This is a genomic window from Anoxybacillus flavithermus (genome assembly GCF_002742685.1).
In the GTDB taxonomy this organism is placed as follows: Bacteria; Bacillota; Bacilli; order Bacillales; family Anoxybacillaceae; genus Anoxybacillus; species Anoxybacillus flavithermus_E.
In genome coordinates, this window is the sequence record NZ_PEDM01000012.1 from 20,473 (window position 1) to 44,067 (window position 23,595).

Here is a 23,595-nt window from a genome sequence, read left to right on the forward strand (position 1 = left end):
CTCCGATTAAATAGCGTGGTAACAGTATACGGAAAAATGTGAATATATATACATTTAGCTATACAGAAAGTTCACGTGCTACAAATGTAAACAAAATACTGTTACAATAACTTATGCGTAAAAGGAGAAGCTTGTATAGGTAGTTTTGCTACAATGGAGGTGGTTGGATGGAGCAAATAAAAAAAATATATGTCCGTATTGTTGAACAAATGGTAGAAGGTGACTGGCTCGTTACAATAGGTGCTAGTTTGTTTAAAATCGTGGGCGTTATTTTATTCGCGTCGATTTTATTAAAAATCGCTAAGTTGACGATTACGAAGTTTTTTGCTGTTCGACAAAAAGCACCGATTCGGTTATCAGAACGAAGAGAAGCAACGTTAATGCGGTTGCTGAACAATATGGCTACGTATACTATTTACTTTATTGCTTTTATGATGATTTTAGACGCTGTAGGTGTCGATATTCGCGCGATTTTAGCGGGGGCTGGAATCGTTGGATTAGCAGTCGGATTTGGGGCACAAAATCTTGTCCGCGATATCATCACAGGATTTTTTATTATCCTTGAAGATCAGTTTGCCGTTGGAGATTATGTACGCATCGGGACATTTGAAGGACACGTTGAAGAAATCGGATTGCGCACGACGAAGTTGAAAAGTTTTACGGGTGAAGTGCACATTTTACCGAATGGAACGATTACACAAGTAACGAACTTTTCTTTGAATAATAGTGTGGCGGTCGTTGATGTAAGTATTGCCTATGAAGGCGATCTAGAGAAGGCGGAAGCTGTCATTCGCGAAGTGTTAGAAGAAATGCCAAGTAAGTATGAAGACATTGTCAGTCCACCGGAATTACTAGGAGTACAAAACTTAGGGCCGTCTGAAGTCGTCATGCGGATTACGTGTGAAACAAAGCCGATGCGCCATTGGCATATTGCACGTGCGTTGCGAAAAGAGATTAAGCTCCGTTTGGACGAGCGTGGAATTGAAATTCCATTTCCTCGTTTAGTTCTTTATAATCGTGAACAACAAGCGGAACGTGCTTAAACAACGGAAAGGAGTGTGCTATATTGAATAAAGAGTATGGCATGCATGATATCGTCGAAATGAAAAAGGAACATCCTTGCGGTACAAATCGCTGGAAAATTATCCGAATGGGCATGGATATTCGGATCAAATGTGAAGGGTGTGGCCATAGCGTATTGCTGCCGCGAAAAGAGTTTGAGAAAAAAATGAAAAAAGTGCTCGTAAAGCACGAGGAATAGACGAAGAGAGGAGTTTCATTATGGGTTTAACAGCAGGAATTGTTGGTCTTCCGAACGTCGGAAAATCAACGTTATTTAATGCGATTACAAAAGCAGGTGCTGAGTCTGCAAACTATCCGTTTTGTACAATCGAGCCAAACGTTGGCATTGTTGAAGTACCAGATGAGCGTCTGAAAACGTTGACGAATTTGTTTAATCCGAAACGTACGGTTCCAACTGTATTTGAGTTTACGGATATCGCAGGGATTGTGAAAGGTGCAAGTAAAGGTGAAGGATTAGGAAATAAGTTTTTATCTCACATCCGTCAAGTTGATGCTATTTGTCAAGTTGTGCGCTGTTTTGCTGACGAAAATATCACACACGTGGCGGGTAAAGTAGACCCAATTGCCGACATTGAGACGATTAACTTAGAACTTATTTTTGCCGATTTAGAGACGGTAGATAAGCGAATAGATCGCGTTGGAAAAATGGCCAAGCAAAAAGATAAAGAAGCAGTATTTGAATATGACATTTTAAGCCGATTAAAAGAAACGTTTGAAGCGGGAAAACCAGCTAGAACGCTTTCATTTACGGAAGAAGAAATGAAAGTAGTAAAGCAGTTACATTTATTGACGATCAAGCCAATGTTGTATGTGGCTAACGTTGGAGAAGAAGATTTAACGGACCCTAATAGTAACGAGTACGTTCAAAAAGTAAAAGCATTTGCCAAAGAAGATAACGCAGAAGTCATTGTTGTTTGTGCCAAAGTGGAGGCGGAGATGGCAGAGTTAGACGATGAAGAAAAAGAGCTATTTTTACAAGAGCTCGGCATCGAACAATCTGGATTAGATCAACTCATTCGTGCCTCATATAGTTTGCTTGGGCTCGCTACGTATTTCACAGCGGGTGAACAGGAAGTGCGGGCATGGACGTTCCGAAAAGGAATGAAAGCACCACAATGTGCAGGTATTATTCATTCTGATTTTGAACGAGGATTTATTCGTGCAGAAACGGTATCATACGAAGATTTAGTGGCGGCAGGATCGATGGCGGCTGCTCGTGAAGCTGGAAAAGTACGATTGGAAGGCAAAGATTACGAAGTGCAAGATGGCGATATTATTCATTTCCGTTTTAACGTCTAATCTTGCATATGAACAATGTTCGTGATATAATCATCAAATGTGAGTAATGATATATTGCTCCTTGCTCTGTAAAGAGCCGTGTAGACCAAAAGGAGGTGACTGTGATGAGAAAGTACGAAATTATGTACATTATCCGTCCGAACATGGAAGAAGAAGCGAGAAAAGCAGTTGTTGAGCGTTTTAACAACGTGTTAACTGAAAATGGCGCAGAAATTACAAACGTAAAAGAATGGGGTAAGCGTCGTCTCGCTTATGAAATTGAAAAATTCCGTGACGGTTACTACATGATTTTAAACGTTGTTGCGAAACCAGCAGCGGTTCAAGAATTTGACCGTTTAGCACGCATCAGCGAAGATATCATTCGTCATATCGTCGTGAAGGAAGAAGAATAATTTCCTCATGAATAGGAGTGGTTCTGATGATTAATCGCGTAATTCTCGTCGGAAGACTGACGAAAGATCCGGAATTACGCTATACTCCAAATGGAGTTGCTGTTGCCACGTTTACGCTAGCGGTAAACCGAACATATACGAACCAACAAGGTGAACGCGAAACAGATTTTATTAACTGTATCGTTTGGCGCCGGCAAGCTGAAAATGTGGCGAACTATTTGAAAAAAGGTAGTTTAGCTGGAGTAGAAGGTCGAATTCAAACGAGATCATATGAAAACCAAGAAGGAAAAAAAGTGTATGTGACAGAGGTTGTCGCCGATAGCGTGCAGTTTTTAGAGCCGCGAGGTGGCGGTGAGCAACGTGGCATGGCATCAGGCAGCTATGGCGAGCCGTTTCCATTTGGATCGAATCAGAACCCAAATCAAGGACGTAGCAGCGGATTTAGTCGAATTGATGATGATCCATTTGCGAACGATGGACAACCAATCGACATATCGGATGATGATTTGCCGTTTTAATATATATTGATCTGGAGAAAGGAGGATACACGATGGCAGGACGTAAAGGTGGACGCACAAAACGTCGTAAAGTTTGCTACTTTACAGCAAACGGAATTACACACATCGACTACAAAGATGTAGACACATTAAAGAAATTCATTTCTGAGCGTGGTAAAATTTTACCTCGTCGCGTAACAGGTACGAGCGCAAAATATCAACGTAAATTAACAATTGCGATCAAACGTGCTCGTCAAATGGCTTTATTACCATACGTTGCGGGCGAATAAAAAGAAAAAGCAGTAAGGGGGACAGAGCCTTACTGCTTTTTGCTTTCAAGGAGGGAAAAAAGTGAAAAACGCACGTGTATTAACAGAAGGAGCTGTGCAACTTGCTATTTTCACAGTGCTCCTTTTACTTAGTTTATATATGCCGGTGTTTGGAATGGTTACAACATTTTTTTTGGCAATTCCGTTTCTTTTATTTACGATGCGCCATACATATAAAAACGGCTTGTTTTTACTTGCTGCATCATTTATTCCATCCATTTGGTTCGGTTCACTTTTCTCTGTTCCGATGACGTTTATGTTTGCAAGTAGTGGAGTGGTCATGGGGCATGTGTGGCGAAAACACGGTGGAAAATACGCCGTTTTGCTTGTTGGTACGCTCTCTTTTTTAGTCAGCATGATCATCATTTATGCGGGTTCTGTTTTATTTTTTGACATTCACATTGGTAAACAAATTGAAGAAATGATGCAACAATCGTTTCAAAGTGCACAAAACATATTAGAAAAAATCGGACAACCAGCGAACGACCAATTTGAAAAAACGATGAAACAAACAATGGACGTCGTCATTGATTTATTACCGACCGCATTCGTTTTTGCTGCCGCATGTTTTGCTTGGATTACTCAACAAGCTACCTTGCCCATTTTAAAACGATTAAACATGCCGATTGGTAATTGGCAACCGTTTCGCGAGCTTGTTTTACCGAAAAGTTTGTTATGGTATTATTTAGTGGTTATGATTTTGTTATTTTTTCCAATCGAGCGCGGTTCATTTCTGTATGTTGCGTTGCTTAATTTGTTTCAAATTTTACAGCTACTTATGACCATTCAAGGATTTTCGTTCATTTTTTATTGGATGCATCAAAAAAATATTGGGCGTAAAGGAGCTATTGCGATTGTTGTTCTATCACTATTTTTCCCTTTTTTACTTCACCTCGTGCGAATATTAGGTATAATTGATTTAGGATTTGATTTGCGAAAGAAGCTGAAAGATTAATGACGCAAGGAGCTGACGTTCATGTCCGGTTTATATGAAAAGCAGAGGCATCGCTATCCCTTGTATGTTTTAATCGGTATTACGTTCATATTGCTCGTCATCGTGACGTACTTTCAATGGATGATTGGGATAGTTGCTGCTGTGCTCCTTGGACCTACGTTATTTCACGTATTTCGATCGTATAAAGTCGCTCAAGAGGAAATTGAAGATTATATTTCTACTCTTTCTTACCGCATTAAAAAAGTTGGGGAAGAAGCGTTAATGGGGATGCCGATTGGTATCATGCTCATTAACGATGAGCTAGAAATTGAGTGGACAAACACTTTTTTATCTTCTTGTTTTGGAGTGGATACGTTAGTTGGCCAATCGTTATATGATGTTGCTGAGCAACTCGTTCCGTTAATGAAAAAAGAGGCAACAGAAGAAGTCATTACGTTACATGATCGAACGTTTAAAGTAATTATTCGTCGAGAAGAGCGGTTACTTTACTTTTTTGACATTACTGAACAAGCAGAGCTAGAGAAAAAATACGAGCAAGAAAAAATCGTATTAGGAGTCATTTTTCTCGACAATTACGATGATGTAACGCAAGGAATGGACGATCAAACAAAAAGCCAGCTCAATAGTCAAGTGACGTCCATTTTAAACAGATGGGCGAGCGAATATGGGTTATTTTTAAAACGGACGTCGTCCGATCGATTTGTGGCTGTGTTAAATGAACATATTTTACAACAGCTAGAGAAAAATAAATTTTCTGTTTTAGATGAAGTGCGAGAACAAACAGCGAAAAATCACGTGCCGTTAACGTTAAGTATCGGGATTGGAACAAATTCTCCTTCTTTGCCGGAATTAGGGGCATTGGCTCAGTCTAGTTTAGATTTAGCGCTTGGACGTGGTGGCGACCAAGTAGCGATTAAACAACCAAATGGCAAAGTGAAATTTTACGGTGGGAAAACAAACCCAATGGAAAAACGGACAAGGGTTCGAGCCCGCGTCATATCACATGCGCTAAAAGAGCTCATTTTAGAGAGTGAACAAGTGTTTATTATGGGACATAAATATCCCGATATGGACGCCATTGGTGCGGCCATCGGTATTTTAAAAGTCGCCCAAATGAATCAAAAAGAAGCGTTTATTATTATTGATTCGAGCCGCATTGATTCTGGGGTACAACGGTTGCTTGAGGAAGTCAAAAAGCAGACGGAACTTTGGTCTCGCTTTATTTCCCCTGAGCAAGCATTAGAGTTAGCGACAGAAGATACGTTGCTTGTTGTCGTCGATACGCATAAACCTTCCCTTGTCATTGAAGAGCGGCTATTATTGCGACTAGATCGGGTTGTAGTTATTGACCATCATCGTCGCGGTGAAGAATTCATTCAAGATCCGATTCTCGTTTATATGGAACCATATGCGTCATCAACGTCAGAATTAGTGACAGAATTGCTGGAATATCAACCGAAACGTTCGAAGCTTTCTATGCTTGAGGCGACAGCTTTATTAGCTGGTATTGTCGTAGATACGAAAAGTTTTACGTTGCGCACAGGATCACGAACGTTTGATGCCGCTTCATATTTACGGGCGCAAGGGGCGGATACAACACTTGTCCAAAAATTGTTAAAAGAAAATATGGAGCATTACATTAAACGTGCTAAAATAATTGAGAACGCTATCATTGATGAGCACGGTTTTGCGATTGCGAAAGGAAATGTGAACGAAACGTATGATCCCGTTTTAATCGCTCAAGCAGCCGATACGTTATTATCTTTGCATGGCGTTGTCGCTTCGTTTGTTATCTCGAAGCGAAACGATCAAACGATTGGAATTAGCGCTCGTTCATTAGGAGATGTCAACGTTCAGTTAATTATGGAAAAACTTGATGGCGGAGGCCATTTAACGAATGCGGCGACTCAGCTTGCCAATGTAACGATTGACGAAGCGGAAAAACGATTGCGAGCAGCTATTCGAGAATATATTGAAGGAGGTAAAGAAACATGAAAGTGATCTTTTTAAAAGACGTGAAAGGAAAAGGGAAAAAAGGAGAAGTAAAAAACGTTGCCGATGGTTATGCACAAAACTTTTTATTTAAACAAGGGCTTGCGGTTGAAGCAACGACGGCGAACTTAAAAGCGTTAGAAGCGCAAAAAAATAAACAAAAGAAAGAAGCGGAAGAAGAATTAGCCCGCGCAAAACAATTGAAAGAAAAAATGGATACGTTAACTGTTGAATTGTTTGCGAAAGCTGGTGAGGGAGGTCGTTTATTCGGTTCCATCACAAGCAAACAAATTGCTGAAGCGCTCCAGCAACAACATGATATTAAAATTGATAAACGAAAAATCGAACTAGATGATGCCATTCGAGCGCTCGGATATACGAATGTACCGGTTAAGCTTCATCCAGAAGTGACTGCGACATTAAAAGTACATGTACAAGAGCAAAAGTAATGAAATGTGATTTTATGCCGGATTTTTTTCCGCGCATATAATCACATTTTTCTTATGAGAAAGGACGGTGAGCGTACATGACAGACATATTTGCTGATCGACTCCCCCCACAAAATATCGAAGCTGAACAAGCTGTGCTCGGAGCAATTTTATTAGAGCCATCCGCGCTCACAACCGCTTCAGAAATATTAATTCCCGAAGATTTTTATCGAGCGGCCCATCAAAAAATTTTCCGAACGATGTTACAACTATCTGATCGTGGCGAACCCGTTGATCTCGTGACAGTTACATCGGAACTAGCAGATGCAAATGCGCTTGAAGAAGTAGGAGGCGTTTCATATTTAACAGAGCTTGCAAATGCTGTTCCAACAGCGGCCAATGTGCATTATTATGCAAAAATTGTAGAAGAAAAATCTATTTTGCGCCGTTTAATTCGCACGGCTACATCGATTGCTCAAGACGGTTATACGCGGGAAGATGAAGTAGACGATGTGTTAAATGAAGCGGAGCGAAAAATTTTAGAAGTATCGCAACGAAAAAATACGAGCGGATTTCAAAATATAAAAGATGTGCTTGTTCAAGCATATGACAACATCGAAATGCTCCATAATCGAAAAGGTGAAATTACTGGAATTCCAACAGGGTTTATTGAACTTGATCGGATGACAGCAGGATTTCAACGAAGCGATTTTATTATTGTTGCGGCTCGTCCATCTGTTGGAAAAACGGCGTTTGCATTAAATATTGCTCAAAATGTGGCGACGCGCACGGGTGAGAACGTGGCGATTTTTAGCTTAGAAATGGGAGCGCAACAACTCGTCATGCGTATGCTTTGCGCAGAAGGAAACATTAACGCCCAAAACTTACGAACCGGTAAACTGACGCCAGAAGATTGGGGAAAGTTAACGATGGCGATGGGAAGTCTGTCAAATGCCGGTATTTTTATTGACGATACACCGAACATTCGTGTTAGTGAAATTCGTGCCAAATGTCGTCGTCTAAAACAAGAACAAGGACTTGGTATGATATTGATCGACTACTTGCAGCTCATTCAAGGAAGTGGACGCAATCGTGAAAATCGTCAACAAGAAGTATCAGAAATTTCCCGCTCGCTAAAAGCGTTAGCTCGTGAATTAGATGTTCCTGTCATTGCTTTATCTCAGCTTTCCCGTAGTGTCGAGCAACGTCAAGATAAACGTCCGATGATGTCTGACTTGCGGGAATCGGGAAGTATTGAACAAGACGCGGATATTGTGGCTTTTTTATATCGTGATGATTATTACGATAAAGAATCAGAAAACAAAAATATCATTGAAATTATCATTGCAAAACAACGGAACGGTCCTGTTGGTACAGTGCAACTTGCTTTTGTAAAAGAGTATAACAAGTTTGTGAACTTAGAGCGCCGCTTCGATGATACGAACGTTCCATCAGGAGCATAATTTATACGAATAAAAATAATAGACAAACATATAAATGTTCGGTTTTTTATTGATTTTTCATAGTTGATTTGGTACACTTACTATGTTTGGAATTGATGAAGCGGAGGTGCTCGCTATGTCTTCAGTTGTTGTTGTTGGGACACAATGGGGCGATGAGGGAAAAGGAAAAATTACAGATTTTTTATCACAACATGCGGAAGTGATTGCACGATATCAAGGTGGAAATAACGCTGGACATACGATTGTATTTAACGGCGAAAAGTATAAATTACATTTAATACCTTCTGGCATTTTTTATAAAGATAAAATTTGTGTGATTGGAAATGGAATGGTTGTTGATCCGAAAGCGCTCGTGCAAGAATTAGCATATTTACATGAGCGTGGTGTAAGTACAGACAATTTACGCATTAGCAACCGTGCGCACGTCATTTTGCCTTATCATTTAAAGCTAGATGAAGTAGAAGAAGAAAGAAAAGGGGCTAATAAAATTGGGACGACGAAAAAAGGAATTGGCCCCGCTTATATGGATAAGGCCGCGCGTGTCGGCATTCGCATTGCAGATTTGCTTGACCGCGAAGTATTTGAAGAAAAATTAGCCCGTAATTTAGCGGAGAAAAACGTACTTTTTGAAAAAGTGTACGGTGTTGAAGGATTTAAATTAGAACACATTCTTGATGAATATTACGAATATGGGCAGCAAATTGCGAAATATGTTTGTGACACATCTGTCGTATTAAACGATGCGCTTGATGAAGGCCGCCGTGTTTTATTTGAAGGTGCCCAAGGCGTTATGTTAGATATTGACCAAGGTACGTATCCATTTGTTACGTCGTCAAATCCTGTGGCTGGTGGGGTAACGATTGGTGCAGGTGTTGGCCCAACAAAAATTAAACATGTTGTTGGTGTAGCTAAAGCATATACAACACGTGTCGGTGACGGTCCGTTTCCAACGGAGTTAAACAATGAGATTGGCGATCGTATTCGTGAAGTAGGTCGCGAATACGGAACGACAACCGGACGTCCACGCCGTGTCGGTTGGTTTGATAGTGTTGTTGTTCGTCATGCACGCCGAGTTAGTGGGATTACAGATTTATCTTTAAACTCAATCGATGTATTAACAGGTATTGAGACGTTAAAAATTTGCGTCGCTTATCGATATAAAGGACAGATCATAGAAGAGTTCCCTGCGAGCTTAAAAGTGCTAGCGGAATGTGAGCCAGTATACGAAGAATTGCCGGGATGGACAGAAGATATTACAAGTGTAAAAAGTTTAGCTGAGCTTCCAGCTAACGCACGTCGTTACGTTGAGCGCATTTCGCAATTGACGGGTATTCCGCTTTCTATTTTCTCTGTCGGACCAGACCGTTCTCAAACGAATGTTGTCCGCAATGTGTATGCATAAAAAACACGTCGATGATTTGCTCATCGACGTGTTTTTTTGAAAAAACTATTGTTTTATTTTTATTTATATAGTATAGTAATAAATGTCTGTTGAAATGTGGTTCCGTGGTGTAGGGGTTAACATGCCTGCCTGTCACGCAGGAGATCGCGGGTTCGAATCCCGTCGGAACCGCCATTTTTTTATTAGCACGTTCGAATTTGCTTCTTTGTCAAGGCCTCAGCGTACCGCTCGAACTGCATCTTGAATAAGCGAATGGAGAGCGGGACGAAGGACGTGTTGTTTTCGAATAAATGGAGTATGAAGTTACAATCGATATGGCTCGGTAGCTCAGTCGGTAGAGCACGTTCGAATTTGCTTCTTTGTCAAGGCCTCAGCGTACCGCTCGAACTGCATCTTGAATAAGCGAATGGAGAGCGGGACGAAGGACGTGTTGTTTTCGAATAAATGGAGTATGAAGTTACAATCGATATGGCTCGGTAGCTCAGTCGGTAGAGCACGTTCGAATTTGCTTCTTTGTCAAGGCCTCAGCGTACCGCTCGAACTGCATCTTGAATAAGCGAACGGAGAGCGGGACGAAGGACGTTTGGTTTTTGAATAAATAAAGTGTAAAGCTACAATTCATATGGCTCGGTAGCTCAGTCGGTAGAGCAAAGGACTGAAAATCCTTGTGTCGGCGGTTCGATTCCGTCCCGAGCCACTTGCAAGCATAGATACGTATATGTGTCTATGCTTTTTTGTTTTATAATGGTGACATGGTACACTATATGTAAATATGCCTTTTGGGGGAGTGAATATACATGGAGAAAAAAATTTTAGTTGTCGATGATGAAAAGCCGATTGCTGATATTTTGCAATTTAATTTAAGAAAAGAAGGATACGACGTACATTGTGCATATGACGGTGTAGAAGCGCTGCAAAAAGTAGAAGATATTCAACCGGATTTAATTTTATTAGATATTATGCTTCCGCAAAAAGATGGTATGGAAGTATGCCGCGAAATTCGTAAAAAATACGATATGCCGATCATTATGTTGACAGCGAAAGATTCCGAAATTGATAAAGTGCTTGGGCTAGAACTTGGTGCAGACGATTATGTTACGAAACCATTTAGCACACGTGAACTGTTAGCGCGTGTCAAAGCTAATTTACGGCGTCATCAACAAAGACAGGAACAAGATGTAAAAGAAATGAGTGAAATAAAAATCGGCTCGCTCACTATCCATCCAGATGCTTATACTGTATCGAAACGAGGAGAGCAGATTGAGCTAACACATCGGGAATTTGAACTTCTTCACTATTTAGCAAAACATATTGGACAAGTGATGACGCGTGAACATTTACTGCAAACAGTATGGGGATACGACTATTTTGGTGATGTGCGCACTGTCGATGTAACTGTTCGACGTTTGCGTGAAAAAATTGAGGACAACCCTTCGCATCCAACATGGATTGTGACAAGACGTGGGGTAGGATATTATTTACGAAATCCGGAACAGGAGTAACCGCATGAGAAAGGTCAGCATATTTCAATCGATTCACGTAAAATTTGCCTTGATTTACATTTTGCTTATTTTAATCGCCATGCAAATTATCGGGGCTTATTTCGTGCGCCAATTGGAAGCGCAACTCGTTGAAAACTTTAAAAACTCATTAAACGAGCGTGTCATTTTACTTGCTTATAACATTGAACAAGAAATGAATAAAGAGCGTGATAAAAAAAGCCCGACCATAGAAGAAGAAATTCGCACCATTTTACAAGATTTCGTTTCGCAAGATATTTCTGAAGTGCGCGTCATTGATCATAAAAGTAAAGTATTAGGAACATCAAATCCGTATAATCAAAATATTGTAGGAAAGCGGACGACAGATTTATTAATTAAACGAACATTAGTGGCGGGCGAAATGACAGAAAAAATGCTTGTTGACCCAAAAACAGGTCATCGCATGTATATTTCTTCTACGCCTATTAAAGTGAAAAATGAAATTAAAGGGGCAATTTATGTGATTGCTTCGATGGAAAATGTTTTTGCACAAATGAGGCAAATTAATAATATTTTAGCGACAGGAACAGGCATTGCCTTAGCCATTACAGCTCTATTAGGCATTTTATTAGCACAAACGATTACACGTCCGATTTCAGATATGCGTAAACAAGCATTAGCGATGGCGAAAGGGAATTTTTCCAGAAAAGTAAAAGTATACGGATACGATGAAATTGGGCAACTTGCGCTTAGCTTTAACAACTTAACGAAAAAATTGCAAGAAGCGCAAGCGACGACCGAAGGAGAGCGCCGCAAGTTAGAATCAGTATTAACGCATATGACGGATGGTGTAATTGCAACAGATCGAAAGGGAAGAATCATTTTAATTAACGACGCTGCGCTAAACATTTTAAATGTTTCACGTGAAACAGTGCTTTCGGCACCGATTGTAACGGTATTAGGATTAGACGAACAATATACGTTTGAAACGTTAATGGAAGAACGTGAAACATTAATTTTAGATTTTAGTACAGAAGACGAAATGTACATTTTACGCGCCTCTTTATCTGTTATTCAAAAAGAAAAAGGGTTTGTAAACGGTTTAATCGTTGTATTGCACGATATTACAGAACACGAGAAAATTGACCGTGATCGTCGAGAATTCGTTGCCAATGTATCACATGAACTACGGACACCATTGACGACAATGCGCAGTTATTTAGAGGCGCTCGCAGACGGGGCATGGCGCGATGAGGAAATTGCCCCACGGTTTATTGAAGTGACACAAAATGAAACAGAACGAATGATTCGTCTCGTCAACGATTTGTTGCAGCTTTCTAAGCTCGACAGTAAAGACTACAAATTGAAAAAAACACGCGTACATTTTATCCCATATTTCCATAAAGTCATTGATCGATTTGAATTAACAAAAAAAGAAAACGTGTCATTCGTTCGAGACTTTCCAGATGAGAAAATGATTGTGTATATGGATGAAGATAAAATTACCCAAGTGCTTGATAATATTATTTCAAACGCCTTAAAATACTCTCCTCAAGGAGGAAAAATTACGTTTCGTGTGAAGAAAAAAGAGGATCATATCGAAGTAAGTGTAAAAGATGAGGGTGTCGGCATTCCAAAATCAGATTTATCCAAAATTTTTGAGCGCTTTTACCGTGTCGACAAGGCACGCTCACGTAAACTTGGTGGAACAGGACTAGGTCTTGCCATTGCAAAAGAAGTTGTCGTCGCACATGGCGGACGTATTTGGGCCGAAAGCCAAGAAAGAAAAGGGACAACCATTTACTTTACTTTGCCGATTGAACAACAGAAAAAAGGATGAAAACAATGAAATACGAAACGATTAAATCGATTGTATTGACGATTCTTGTATGTACGAGCGTTTTTTTAACGTGGAGTTTATGGACGTATCAGCCGAAATATGACTTCATTGAAAACGCAAAATACATTCAAAACGTCCCTGTCAGCAATGTCGCCGTTGATTATAGCACAGTCATTCAGCCGCGTTATATTTTTATTCATAAAAATGAACAACATTATGGAATGACACATCACTCGGATATTTACAAATTTATGAAAGAGATGAAAAATTGGACGTTCGATCATTTTCAAAATATATCAAGCACAATCAAAAAAGAACAATTCCTTTCATTTATACATGGGAAAGGGAAAATCGAAATTATTTATCCCGATGATATACCGATTGAAATGTATCGAACGATGTTTCAATTTGAAGACCAAGACATCGAAAAAGTTCAGTTTGATCGTATCATCATCCCGATGAATGAAAACGAAGAAGAAATGAATGTCTACTTCGTATCTGCCAATGAGAGGCGTATATATAAAGCGGTTGTTCAAGATGCGGTGATCGAAAATTTGAAACAGACATATTATGCGCGGGCAGAACGTTACACACCTTTTTTATCTTATGACATTAGCGAGACAAAATCGTTGTTTTTACCAGCTCGTCCCCTTGTATTAAACCGATTGCAATACTATATGGACGAGTTAAGTAGCGATCGTTTTAAAGATGCATTATTTACAGACCCAAGTTTTGTGAAAAAAGATGTGCTCAATTTTGGTGAGGAATATACAGATGGTTCACGTTTAATGGATGTTGATTTATCAAAAAAATTGTTGTTGTATGTCAATCCAGCTGCTCGTGGGGAGATAAAGACGGCAGACCCGATTGTTTTGCAAAAGAGCATTGATTTTGTGAACGATCATGGCGGTTGGACGGATACGTATTATTTTGATCGCTTAGACGAAAACGGTAGAAAAGTAACTTTTCGTTTGTTTGCCAATGGTTATCCTGTATTTAATCGTTACGGTATGGCAGAAATTATACAAATATGGGGAGAAAATGAGATTATCAATTACCAACGCCCGTTATTTACATTAGCTATTCCCGATCGGGTGAGCTTGCCAATTACACTTTCGTCTGGATACGAAGTCATTGATCAGTTGAAAAGACAAAAAAATATTCAACATGAGTTAATTGATGATATTGCCATCGGTTATGAGCTCATTCGTGATTCGGAGCGGGAAAATATCGTCATGTTAGAACCAGCTTGGTACTGTTTATATAGCGGAACGTGGCGCAAAATTGTGATGACGACAGATGAACGAAGAGGGGATATCATTGGATTGGAGTAAAACGAAAACAATTTTTATTATTACATTCCTCATTCTTGATATATTTTTAGGTTATCAATTTATCCAGAAAAAAAATAGTAGCCAGCTTGATGTGATTTTAGAAGCAACAATTGAGGAACAGCTCGAAGCAGATGGCATTACATATGTGGATTTACCAAAAGAAATAACAAAAGCGACATATGTGAGCGGAAAAAGTAAAACATTCACAGAAGAAGAAGTGAAAAAATTGCCCAACCAACAAGTTGAAGCGGCAAACGAAACCGTTTTGCAAGCCCATTTTATTAAACCTGTGCCACTACAAGATCCAAAAGACGGTTATCGCTTAACAGAGTTTTTAAGACAAAATATAATCGCGGGTGATCAATATACATTTTGGAAGTACGACGAACATTTACAAGCGCTCATTTATTTTCAACAATATGAAGGAAAAACAATTTACAAAAATGTGAGCAGTATGTTGCTTATTTATGTGAATGATCAAAATGAAATGGTTGGCTATGAACAAACATTGCTCGTTGATTTAGAGAAAAACGAGAAAAAACAAGAAATTTTGCCGGCGATTAAAGCGTTAGAGACGTTATATAAGCGAAATTACTTGAAGCCGGGCGATCGAGTAACGAAAATTGATCTAGGCTATTACGCGCTCGTTCAGTTTACGACTTCGCAAGTGTTAACACCGACATGGCACGTTATTGTAAATGGAAAAACAGATTATTATGTCAATGCATTTGAAGGACAAGTCATTAGTGATGAAAATAAAGTGTTGGAGTGAATAAGATGAGGTTTAGCGTTTTGGCAAGTGGCAGTACAGGTAACGCTTTTTACGTAGAAACGGAACGTGAACGGTTACTTGTTGATGCAGGATTAAGCGGCAAACAATTAGAGCAACTATTTGCTCATATTGATCGCCACATTCAAGATGTCACAGGTGTTTTAGTGACACATGAACATAGCGACCATATTAAAGGTTTAGGCGTCATTGCTCGGAAGTATCGCCTTCCGATTTATGCGAATGAAAAAACATGGAAAGCGATGGATGGGCTTATCGGTGACATTCCATCTGAACAAAAATTTATTTTTCCAACTGGTACCGTTCGGACGTTTGGAGATATAGATGTTGAGTCATTTGGTGTATCGCACGATGCCGCTGAGCCTATGTTTTATGTATTTCATTATGAGGGAAAAAAGCTAGCGCTTATCACAGATACAGGTTATGTTAGCGAACGAATGAAAGGTGTCATTTGTCATGCGGATGTATTTGTATTTGAAAGTAACCATGATGTAGAAATGTTGCGTATGGGGAAATATCCATGGAACATTAAGCGACGCATATTAAGTGATGTTGGACACGTATCTAATGAGGATGCAGGTCTTGCTTTAGCAGACGTCATTGGTGACAAAACAAAACGCATTTATTTAGCGCATTTAAGCCAAGATAACAATATGAAAGAATTAGCACGAATGACAGTTGCTCAGACGCTTGAGAAAAAAGGGATGATCGTCGGGGAATCTTTTCAACTATATGATACGGATCCGGTTCGTCCGACAGCGCTCGTTTCCGTATAAATTTCACCGTTTTTTCACCAACATACCGTATGTATATTATTAGATGATTGGCGAAAAAACAGGTTATAATGGAAAAGGGGTCAATCTTTGATATAGAAAGGACGGGTGAAAAATGGGCTATTATGATGATCATTATGAACATATTCGTCAAAAACAAAAAGGCAATCGTGGAGGCGCTTTTTTAGCAGGGATAGTCGGGGCCATTTTAGGCGGTATGCTTGTCGTTGTTTCTATCCCTTCACTAGTGAAATGGGATGTCTTGCCTTATAAGCTCGAACAAACAGAAGAAAAACAGCCAGCTGTAACAGAGCAGCCAAAAGTAGACAAAAGTGTAGCTGTCGATGTCGTGACTCAAGTAACGAAAGCAGTCAACAAAGTATCTAATGCGGTTGTCGGCATTGTCAATATTCAAGAGGCAAGTTTTTGGTCAGAAGGCGGAGAAGCTGGAACCGGTTCGGGAGTCATTTATAAAAAAGAAGGAAACAAAGCATATATTGTTACCAACCATCACGTCGTTGAAGGAGCAAGCCGTGTCGAAGTGAGCTTAAGCGACGGAACAAAAGTGCCAGCACGTTTGCTTGGAAGCGATGTATGGACGGATTTAGCGGTATTAGAAATTGATGCGAAACACGTCACAAACGTAGCTGAATTTGGCAATTCCGATGTCGTAAAAGTAGGAGAACCGGTCATTGCGGTTGGGAATCCACTTGGGTTGCAATTTGCTGGTTCTGTGACACAAGGAATTATTTCAGGGGTAAACCGTACGATTCCAATTGACATTGACCAAGACGGTATTCCAGACTGGCATGCAGAAGTATTACAAACAGACGCTGCGATTAACCCAGGAAACAGCGGAGGAGCACTCGTAAATATCGAAGGTCAAGTCATTGGAATTAACTCGATGAAAATTGCGCAAGAAGCGGTGGAAGGAATCGGATTATCCATTCCGATTAACTATGCCAAACCGATCATTGCGGATTTAGAGAAGTTTGGACAAGTTCGCCGTCCATATATGGGCGTAGAATTGCGTTCATTAAGTGATATCCCAGCCTATCATTGGCAACAGACGCTTCATTTGCCAGCAAACGTCAAAGAAGGAGTAGCGATTTTACAAGTCGTACCGGGATCACCAGCTGCCCAAGCGGGTTTGCGTGAATTCGATGTCATTGTCGCGTTAGATGATGAAACAATCGCTGATGTCATTGCCTTAAGAAAGCATTTATATAATCGGAAACAAATTGGCGATACGATGAAAGTAACGTTTTATCGCGATGGTAAAAAACAAACAGTGACATTAAAATTAGCGAAACAATCATTATGACGAAACGGCAGGGAATTCCCTGTCGTTTCATTCATAAACGAGGAGTGGTATGCTTTGTGGAAATGTTGTGAACAACATGTCGAACTTGCAATTGATATGTATGTGGATGAAAAACAACAAGCACCAGAAATATCAACAATCACTGTGGATAAAAAAGAGGAGATGTGCGATTTTTGTGAACAACGAGCTATATATATAGTAGGGAACTAATGTTTCTACACAACATGTGGGTTTGTGTTGTGGATATGTGGATAAAACCTGTGGATATTATGTTTGTAAAGTGGGGATCACTTGTGAATATATATATTATTGCTGTGGGTAAATTGAAAGAAAAATATTTAAAACAAGGAATCGAGGAATATACGAAACGACTGTCATCCTATGCAAAAATCGACATCATTGAAGTAGCAGATGAAAAAGCGCCAGAGCAGTTAAGTGAACAACAAATGGAGCTCGTCAAGAAGAAAGAAGGCGAGCGTATTTTAGCAAAAGTGACGGATGACATGCATGTGATCGCTTTAGCGATTGAGGGAAAAATGATGTCTTCTGAACAATTTGCTCAAACGCTTGATCGGTTAGCGACATACGGAAAAAGTAAAGTAGCTTTTGTCATCGGAGGGTCTCTCGGCTTAAGCGATGACGTCATGAAACGAGCAAACGAATCGCTCTCGTTTTCAAAAATGACTTTTCCGCATCAACTCATGCGCCTCATTTTAACCGAGCAAATTTACCGCGCATTCCGTATCAATCGGGGAGAACCGTATCATAAGTAAAATAAGCGGCCGAATCCAGCCGCTTATTTTACTCCTTTCATAAAGCTTTCAATTTTTGGTGAGATGATGAAAAGAATGATACTAAAGACGATGGCGATTCCGCCGATTGTTCCGAAATAAGCCATTTCTGTTTCAGGCGTATAAAACTTCACAATTTGCGCGTTAATGGCTTGGGCAGCTGCGCTTGATAAAAACCATAAGCTCATCGTTTGTGCTGAAAACGCCGCCGGAGCAAGCTTTGTTGTTGCCGATAAACCGACTGGCGATAAACATAGTTCCCCAAACACAACAATTAAGTAGCTTAGCACGAGCCAAAGAGGGCTCACTAATGAGTCGTTTCCGCCGAGATAAGCTGGTAATAAAATGACGACAAACGATAAACCAGCAAACAATAGCGCTAAAGAAAATTTCTTTGGAATGGATGGTTGTTTATCTCCTAGCTTCACCCATAGCCAAGCAAAAATCGGTGCAAATGTAATGACAAATAACGGGTTCAACGATTGGAACCAAGCTGGTGAAAGATCAATACCAGCAAAATGCAACTGCGTTCGTTTATCCGCATATGTTGCTAAAATGGTCGAACCTTGTTCTTGAATCGACCAAAACATCGCTGATGCGATGAATAACGGGATATAAGCAATAATGCGTGAACGTTCCACATCTGTCGTTTTTGGACTACGATACATAACTACGAAATAGATAGCTGGAATGACAATACCGAAAATGCCGACAAGTGATACAAACAGATCAATTGTTAATACGTTTGTCCATGAGCCAATGGAAACAAGCAAGGCGATGAGCGCTGCGCCAATTGTCCCCCATGTGAATACTTTTTTCTTTTCATCTGCGGATAATGGATTCGGTACATGTGTTCCCGCAAGGCCGAGATTTTTCTTTTTTGTTCCGACAAATACGAGAAGTCCGAAAAACATACCGATCGCCGCAATCCCAAATCCGAGATGGAAGTTATATTTCATCCCAACCGTTCCGACAACGAGCGGAGCTAAAAACGCCCCGAGGTTAATCCCCATATAAAAAATGCTAAATCCTGCGTCACGGCGATGATCTCCTTCGGCATATAAATCACCGACAACGCTTGATACGTTTGGTTTGAGCAATCCTGTTCCAAGAATAATTAACGCCATCGAAGCAAAAAACATCGTAACACTTCCCGGAACAGCTAAAGCAATATGACCGAGCATAATTAAAATGCCACCATAAAAAACGGCTTTTGAAGTTCCGAATAATCGGTCGGCAAACCATCCACCAATAATGCTGGACATATAAACAAGTGAACCGTAGATGGACATAATTGATAAAGCGGTTGTTTCATCTAATCCTAAACCGCCTTTCGATACCTCATAATACATATAAAACACAAGAATAGCACGCATGCCATAATAGGAGAAACGTTCCCAAAACTCAGTAAAAAATAACGTAAAAAGTCCTTTTGGATGACCGAAAAAGCCGCGTTGGGGAACGCTGTCAACAATTTGTTGTTTACTTTGTGACATAATAAAACACCTTCCGTTTTCGAAAATAATAATTTTTTATTTTCAGTATTTTCTACATGAAACAAGCCCTCAATAATGAAGAGACTTCACAAATCATAATTTTAAACGAATATACAGATTAAGTAAATAAAAAATTTTCTAAAATAATATAAGAGGATAGCTTTTTGCCATCCTCTTATTTGCGGTGCATTTTAAACTGTAAAAACAATTCATTGTAATAGGCAAGCATGCTTTTACCGAGGTTTTCATACACTTCGAGCTTATCAGCAAGCTGTTCGCCTGGATAAAAACGTTCGTCTTCAACGACTTCTTTTGGCAAATATTCGAGCGCTTTTTTATTTGGTGTCGAGTAGCCGACGTATTCCGCGTTTTGAGCCGCGTTTTTTGGATCAAGCATAAAATTAATAAATTGATGCGCCCCTTCAACGTTTTTTGCCGTCTTTGGAATGACCATATTATCAAACCATAAGTTTGTTCCTTCTTTTGGGATCACGTAATCAAGCCGTTCGTTTTCCCACATCATTTCTGCCGCATCTCCTGACCAAACGATGCCGATCGCGGCTTCTTCGTTCGCAAGCAGCATTTTAATTTCGTCGCCCACGATCGCTTTGACGTTTGGTGTTAGCTGATCAAGTTTTTGTTTTGCTTGTAGTAAGTGTGTTTTGTTTGTATCGTTAAGTGAATAATGCAAACTATTTAGCGCCATGCCCATAATTTCACGTGCACCATCAACAAGTAAAATTTGATTTTTCAATGCGGGGTCCCATAAATCGTTCCAATTCGTTATTTCCTTTCCACCAAGTAGGGCACGGTTATAGACGATACCGACCGTTCCCCAAAAGTAAGGAATGGAATATTTATTCCCTGGATCAAACGATAAGTTAAGGAAGCGCTCGTCAATATAGCGTAAATTTGGGATTTTTGCATGATCGATCGGAAGTAACAACCCTTCCTCTTTCATTTTGCTGATGGCGTATTCTGACGGCACAGCGACGTCAAATGTCGTGCCACCTTGGGAAATTTTTGTCATCATCGCTTCATTTGAATCAAACGTTTGGTAAATGACTTTAAAACCTGTTTCTTTTTCAAATTTTTTAATAAGCGCAGGATCAATATAGTCGCCCCAGTTATAAATCGTTACCGTATTGTTTCCTCCATACCCTTCAGACGATTCGATCGTTTTTGTCACATAAAGCAAACTAAAAGCAACGAGCCAAACAAGCAAAAAAAGTGACAGTAATTTTTTCATTTTTGTCCCCCCTTCACGCTAGCGCGTTGCGTCATGACGTAATACACAACGACAAGGAGAAGCGTAAATAAGAAAAGAAGGGTAGATAAAGCGTTAACGGATAATGAAATCCCTTGGCGTGCGCGCGAATAAATTTCAACAGACAACGTCGAAAAGCCATTGCCTGTCACGAAAAACGTAACCGCAAAGTCATCAAGCGAGTACGTGAGCGCCATGAAAAAGCCAGCAAAAATGCCTGGTGTAATGTATGGGAGAACGACTTTCGTTAAGACGTTCCACTCGTTTGCCCCTAAATCGCGTGCTGCATCAATCAACGTCGGGCTCATTTCCTGCAACTTTGGCAACACCATTAACACGACAATCGGAATGCTGAAGGCGATATGAGACAATAAAACAGACGTAAATCCGAGCTGAATACCCGCAATCGTAAATAAGATCAGAAACGATGCCCCGATAATGACGTCAGGGCTGACGATTAAAACGTTATTTAGCGTAAGCAACGTTTGCTTCCAGCGATGTTTTGCATAATAAATGGCGATCGCTCCAAACACGCCAATGATTGTCGCAAGCGATGACGATAATAAGGCGATAATAATCGTATGCAAAACAATAATGAGTAGGCGTGTGTCGTCAAACACTTCTTTATACCAATCAAGTGTAAACGATTCGAAATGGTGCATCGTCCCGCCACTATTAAACGAATAGTAAATTAAATAAAAAATAGGCATGTATAGTATAAAAAACACAAGCGCTAAATAGAGGCGAGAAAATTTCATTGTCTCACCCCCCATTTTTTATTTCCTGTTAAAGCCATGATTCCGGCCATGGCAATCATTAAAAAGACAGCAATTGTCGCGCCCATCCCCCAGTTTTGCGTCACGAGAAAATGTTGCTCAACAGCGGTGCCGAGCGTAATGACACGGTTTCCGGCGATTAATCGCGTCAACATAAAGAGCGAAAGCGACGGAATGAACACCGCCTGACAGCCAGCTTTTACGCCATCGAGCGTAAGCGGAAAAATGACGCGACGAAATGTCGTCCATTCGCTCGCTCCTAAATCGCGCGCTGCATCGATCAAAGAAGGGTTTAATTTTTCAAGCGCATTAAAAATCGGCAAAATCATAAACGGGATAAAAATATAAACAGATACAAAAACAAAACTAAAGTCCGTAAACAATAGTTGTTTCGTTCCAATTCCAATCGTTTCAAGCAGTGCGTTGACAGCTCCGTACGTGCCGAACAGTCCGAGGAAAGCGTACGCTTTTAACAATAAATTGACCCATGTCGGCAAAATAATAAGCAACAGCCATAACTGCTTATGCTTCGTTTTTGTCAACAAATATGCGGTTGGATAAGCGATAAGAAGCGACATGGCTGTAATTAAAAATGCATACCAAAACGAGTTTAGCGTCATTCGTAAGTAAACAGGTGTGAAAAAAGTTTCATAGTTAACGAGCGAGAAATGCCCTTCAATATCGAAAAACGAATAATAAACGATAAGAATGATCGGTGCAATAACAAACAATGCGATCCATAACCAATACGGAACAGCATAAGCGTAGCGGCGCATATTATTCACCTCCACTCCGCTTCATGACATGAATGGCTTCTGGTTCAAAATGAAGGCCGATTTCTTCCCCAATTTCCGCCTTTTTTGTCGAGTGAACGAGCCACTCATTTCCATACGCATCATAACAACAAAGCTCATAATGCACGCCACGGAATAAAACAGAATCGACGCGCACACGCAATTTACCACGCTCAACAGTTGTTAACTCTAAATCTTCAGGACGAATAACAATGTCGACGCGTTCGTTTTTCGCAAAACCGCGATCAACGCACGTAAATTGTTGATTAGCGAATTCTACGACAAAATCGTCAATCATCGTTCCAGTAATAATATTTGATTCCCCGATAAAATCAGCAACGAAACGGTTCACAGGCTCATCATAAATATCTTTTGGTGTACCGCGTTGTTCAATTTTTCCTTTATTCAATACAAAAATTTCATCTGACATCGCCAACGCTTCTTCTTGATCGTGAGTGACGAAAATAAATGTAATGCCAAGTCTTCGTTGCAATTCGCGCAACTCATATTGCATTTCTGTTCGAAGCTTTAGATCGAGCGCAGAAAGCGGTTCATCTAGTAACAGCACGTCCGGTTCATTGACGATCGCGCGGGCGATGGCGACACGTTGTCTTTGTCCTCCTGACATTTCATGAATCGCTCGTTGTTCGTATCCTTCTAAGTTGACGAAACGAAGCGCTTCTCGTACTTTTCGTTCAATGTCTACTTTTCCTATTTTTTTGATACGTAAGCCAAAAGCAACGTTTTCAAATACGTTTAAGTGAGGAAAAAGCGCATAATCTTGAAATACTGTATTTACTTGCCGTTTATTTGCTGGAACATTGTTCATCCGTTTTCCATGAAAATAAATATCGCCTTTTGTCGGTTCGATAAACCCAGCAATTAAGCGGAGAATTGTTGTTTTTCCGCAACCGGAAGGACCGAGAAGCGTATAAAATTTGCCGCGCTCGATGTCAAAGCTGACATCATCGAGCACAGGAAGCGCATCATCGTATTGTTTTGTAACATGGTCAAAGCGAATAATGACGCGATCGTCCATCTTATTTTTCCCACCTCATTTAGCTATTTTTTAAGTCCATTATGAACGAT

24 protein-coding genes and 2 tRNA genes are annotated in these 23,595 nt (G+C 40.1%); 21 read left to right on the forward strand and 5 right to left on the reverse strand.

From position 1 onward, the window contains the following. Positions 1 to 167 precede the first annotated feature (167 nt). From CS060_RS07250 to rlmH, 21 genes are all read left to right on the forward strand, one after another. Positions 168 to 1,043, forward strand: a complete 876-nt coding sequence (locus CS060_RS07250; protein WP_035049285.1) for a mechanosensitive ion channel family protein — start codon at positions 168 to 170, stop codon at positions 1,041 to 1,043. A gap of 41 nt (positions 1,044 to 1,084) precedes the next feature. Beyond that, complete coding sequence (locus CS060_RS07255; protein WP_006321132.1) at positions 1,085 to 1,261, forward strand: DUF951 domain-containing protein; 177 nt, start codon at positions 1,085 to 1,087, stop codon at positions 1,259 to 1,261. A gap of 20 nt (positions 1,262 to 1,281) precedes the next feature. Continuing rightward, positions 1,282 to 2,382, forward strand: a complete 1,101-nt coding sequence (ychF, locus tag CS060_RS07260; RefSeq protein ID WP_035049287.1) for a redox-regulated ATPase YchF — start codon at positions 1,282 to 1,284, stop codon at positions 2,380 to 2,382. Positions 2,383 to 2,486: 104 nt separating this feature from the next. Further along, on the forward strand, positions 2,487 to 2,774 hold the full coding sequence (gene rpsF / locus CS060_RS07265; protein WP_009361077.1) for a 30S ribosomal protein S6: 288 nt from the start codon (positions 2,487 to 2,489) through the stop codon (positions 2,772 to 2,774). A gap of 26 nt (positions 2,775 to 2,800) precedes the next feature. After that, complete coding sequence (gene ssb / locus CS060_RS07270) at positions 2,801 to 3,292, forward strand: single-stranded DNA-binding protein (protein ID WP_009361076.1); 492 nt, start codon at positions 2,801 to 2,803, stop codon at positions 3,290 to 3,292. Positions 3,293 to 3,324: 32 nt separating this feature from the next. Continuing rightward, the gene (gene rpsR / locus CS060_RS07275; RefSeq protein ID WP_003397568.1) at positions 3,325 to 3,561 is read left to right on the forward strand and encodes a 30S ribosomal protein S18; all 237 of its coding nucleotides are present in this window, start codon (positions 3,325 to 3,327) and stop codon (positions 3,559 to 3,561) included. 61 nt (positions 3,562 to 3,622) lie between these two features. After that, on the forward strand, positions 3,623 to 4,555 hold the full coding sequence (locus CS060_RS07280) for a YybS family protein (protein ID WP_035049289.1): 933 nt from the start codon (positions 3,623 to 3,625) through the stop codon (positions 4,553 to 4,555). A 21-nt stretch (positions 4,556 to 4,576) separates the two neighbouring features. After that, positions 4,577 to 6,550: a DHH family phosphoesterase gene (locus CS060_RS07285; RefSeq protein WP_099668823.1), complete on the forward strand. Its 1,974-nt coding sequence runs from the start codon at positions 4,577 to 4,579 to the stop codon at positions 6,548 to 6,550. Continuing rightward, on the forward strand, positions 6,547 to 6,996 hold the full coding sequence (gene rplI, locus CS060_RS07290; RefSeq protein ID WP_035049291.1) for a 50S ribosomal protein L9: 450 nt from the start codon (positions 6,547 to 6,549) through the stop codon (positions 6,994 to 6,996). The genes CS060_RS07285 and rplI overlap by 4 nt, the downstream gene beginning before the upstream one ends. 77 nt (positions 6,997 to 7,073) lie before the next feature. Next, positions 7,074 to 8,438: a replicative DNA helicase gene (dnaB, locus tag CS060_RS07295; protein ID WP_035049294.1), complete on the forward strand. Its 1,365-nt coding sequence runs from the start codon at positions 7,074 to 7,076 to the stop codon at positions 8,436 to 8,438. 115 nt (positions 8,439 to 8,553) lie between these two features. After that, positions 8,554 to 9,840 (forward strand): adenylosuccinate synthase, encoded by a 1,287-nt coding sequence (locus CS060_RS07300; RefSeq protein ID WP_035049296.1) that lies wholly within the window; start codon positions 8,554 to 8,556, stop codon positions 9,838 to 9,840. Between the two features lie 98 nt (positions 9,841 to 9,938). Further along, positions 9,939 to 10,014, forward strand: a tRNA-Asp gene (locus CS060_RS07305). Positions 10,015 to 10,464: 450 nt separating this feature from the next. Continuing rightward, positions 10,465 to 10,537 (forward strand) — tRNA-Phe (locus CS060_RS07310). 100 nt (positions 10,538 to 10,637) lie between these two features. Further along, on the forward strand, positions 10,638 to 11,342 hold the full coding sequence (gene yycF / locus CS060_RS07315; RefSeq protein ID WP_032101636.1) for a response regulator YycF: 705 nt from the start codon (positions 10,638 to 10,640) through the stop codon (positions 11,340 to 11,342). A 4-nt stretch (positions 11,343 to 11,346) separates the two neighbouring features. Then, on the forward strand, positions 11,347 to 13,161 hold the full coding sequence (gene walK / locus CS060_RS07320) for a cell wall metabolism sensor histidine kinase WalK (protein WP_035049298.1): 1,815 nt from the start codon (positions 11,347 to 11,349) through the stop codon (positions 13,159 to 13,161). Positions 13,162 to 13,166: 5 nt separating this feature from the next. Next, positions 13,167 to 14,495, forward strand: coding sequence for a YycH family regulatory protein (locus tag CS060_RS07325; RefSeq protein ID WP_099668824.1), 1,329 nt, complete (start codon positions 13,167 to 13,169; stop codon positions 14,493 to 14,495). Beyond that, entirely contained in the window at positions 14,482 to 15,267 is a 786-nt protein-coding gene (locus tag CS060_RS07330; RefSeq protein WP_035049300.1) for a two-component system regulatory protein YycI, read from the forward strand. The genes CS060_RS07325 and CS060_RS07330 overlap by 14 nt, the downstream gene beginning before the upstream one ends. Positions 15,268 to 15,272: 5 nt before the next feature. After that, the gene (gene yycJ, locus CS060_RS07335) at positions 15,273 to 16,061 is read left to right on the forward strand and encodes an exodeoxyribonuclease YycJ (protein ID WP_021094394.1); all 789 of its coding nucleotides are present in this window, start codon (positions 15,273 to 15,275) and stop codon (positions 16,059 to 16,061) included. 112 nt (positions 16,062 to 16,173) lie between these two features. Then, the gene (locus tag CS060_RS07340) at positions 16,174 to 17,382 is read left to right on the forward strand and encodes a S1C family serine protease (protein WP_035049302.1); all 1,209 of its coding nucleotides are present in this window, start codon (positions 16,174 to 16,176) and stop codon (positions 17,380 to 17,382) included. A 54-nt stretch (positions 17,383 to 17,436) separates the two neighbouring features. Then, a complete protein-coding gene (locus CS060_RS07345; protein ID WP_069201720.1) occupies positions 17,437 to 17,592 on the forward strand; it encodes a CxxH/CxxC protein in 156 nt (51 codons plus the stop codon). An 83-nt stretch (positions 17,593 to 17,675) separates the two neighbouring features. Beyond that, a complete protein-coding gene (gene rlmH / locus CS060_RS07350; protein ID WP_180271065.1) occupies positions 17,676 to 18,155 on the forward strand; it encodes a 23S rRNA (pseudouridine(1915)-N(3))-methyltransferase RlmH in 480 nt (159 codons plus the stop codon). 23 nt (positions 18,156 to 18,178) lie between these two features. On the opposite strand, the gene CS060_RS07355 is transcribed toward rlmH, so the two are convergent. From CS060_RS07355 to CS060_RS07375, 5 genes are all read right to left on the reverse strand, one after another. Then, entirely contained in the window at positions 18,179 to 19,669 is a 1,491-nt protein-coding gene (locus CS060_RS07355) for a peptide MFS transporter (protein WP_035049304.1), read from the reverse strand. Positions 19,670 to 19,844: 175 nt separating this feature from the next. Beyond that, positions 19,845 to 20,918, reverse strand: a complete 1,074-nt coding sequence (locus CS060_RS07360) for an ABC transporter substrate-binding protein (protein ID WP_099668825.1) — start codon at positions 20,916 to 20,918, stop codon at positions 19,845 to 19,847. Then, the gene (locus CS060_RS07365; RefSeq protein WP_231563666.1) at positions 20,915 to 21,694 is read right to left on the reverse strand and encodes an ABC transporter permease; all 780 of its coding nucleotides are present in this window, start codon (positions 21,692 to 21,694) and stop codon (positions 20,915 to 20,917) included. The genes CS060_RS07360 and CS060_RS07365 overlap by 4 nt, the downstream gene beginning before the upstream one ends. Next, positions 21,691 to 22,488: an ABC transporter permease gene (locus CS060_RS07370; RefSeq protein ID WP_035049308.1), complete on the reverse strand. Its 798-nt coding sequence runs from the start codon at positions 22,486 to 22,488 to the stop codon at positions 21,691 to 21,693. The genes CS060_RS07365 and CS060_RS07370 overlap by 4 nt, the downstream gene beginning before the upstream one ends. Position 22,489: 1 nt before the next feature. Further along, on the reverse strand, positions 22,490 to 23,545 hold the full coding sequence (locus CS060_RS07375; protein ID WP_035049310.1) for an ABC transporter ATP-binding protein: 1,056 nt from the start codon (positions 23,543 to 23,545) through the stop codon (positions 22,490 to 22,492). Between the last annotated feature and the right edge of the window lie 50 nt (positions 23,546 to 23,595).

Coding starts and splice junctions, on each gene's coding strand:
- CS060_RS07250 (WP_035049285.1), top strand. CDS start 168: ATGGAGCAAATAAAAAAAATATATGTCCGTATTGTTGAACAAATGGTA.
- CS060_RS07255 (WP_006321132.1), top strand. CDS start 1,085: ATGCATGATATCGTCGAAATGAAAAAGGAACATCCTTGCGGTACAAAT.
- ychF (WP_035049287.1), top strand. CDS start 1,282: ATGGGTTTAACAGCAGGAATTGTTGGTCTTCCGAACGTCGGAAAATCA.
- rpsF (WP_009361077.1), top strand. CDS start 2,487: ATGAGAAAGTACGAAATTATGTACATTATCCGTCCGAACATGGAAGAA.
- ssb (WP_009361076.1), top strand. CDS start 2,801: ATGATTAATCGCGTAATTCTCGTCGGAAGACTGACGAAAGATCCGGAA.
- rpsR (WP_003397568.1), top strand. CDS start 3,325: ATGGCAGGACGTAAAGGTGGACGCACAAAACGTCGTAAAGTTTGCTAC.
- CS060_RS07285 (WP_099668823.1), top strand. CDS start 4,577: ATGTCCGGTTTATATGAAAAGCAGAGGCATCGCTATCCCTTGTATGTT.
- rplI (WP_035049291.1), top strand. CDS start 6,547: ATGAAAGTGATCTTTTTAAAAGACGTGAAAGGAAAAGGGAAAAAAGGA.
- dnaB (WP_035049294.1), top strand. CDS start 7,074: ATGACAGACATATTTGCTGATCGACTCCCCCCACAAAATATCGAAGCT.
- CS060_RS07300 (WP_035049296.1), top strand. CDS start 8,554: ATGTCTTCAGTTGTTGTTGTTGGGACACAATGGGGCGATGAGGGAAAA.
- yycF (WP_032101636.1), top strand. CDS start 10,638: ATGGAGAAAAAAATTTTAGTTGTCGATGATGAAAAGCCGATTGCTGAT.
- walK (WP_035049298.1), top strand. CDS start 11,347: ATGAGAAAGGTCAGCATATTTCAATCGATTCACGTAAAATTTGCCTTG.
- CS060_RS07325 (WP_099668824.1), top strand. CDS start 13,167: ATGAAATACGAAACGATTAAATCGATTGTATTGACGATTCTTGTATGT.
- yycJ (WP_021094394.1), top strand. CDS start 15,273: ATGAGGTTTAGCGTTTTGGCAAGTGGCAGTACAGGTAACGCTTTTTAC.
- CS060_RS07340 (WP_035049302.1), top strand. CDS start 16,174: ATGGGCTATTATGATGATCATTATGAACATATTCGTCAAAAACAAAAA.
- CS060_RS07355 (WP_035049304.1), bottom strand. CDS start 19,669: ATGTCACAAAGTAAACAACAAATTGTTGACAGCGTTCCCCAACGCGGC.
- CS060_RS07360 (WP_099668825.1), bottom strand. CDS start 20,918: ATGAAAAAATTACTGTCACTTTTTTTGCTTGTTTGGCTCGTTGCTTTT.
- CS060_RS07365 (WP_231563666.1), bottom strand. CDS start 21,694: ATGAAATTTTCTCGCCTCTATTTAGCGCTTGTGTTTTTTATACTATAC.
- CS060_RS07370 (WP_035049308.1), bottom strand. CDS start 22,488: ATGCGCCGCTACGCTTATGCTGTTCCGTATTGGTTATGGATCGCATTG.
- CS060_RS07375 (WP_035049310.1), bottom strand. CDS start 23,545: ATGGACGATCGCGTCATTATTCGCTTTGACCATGTTACAAAACAATAC.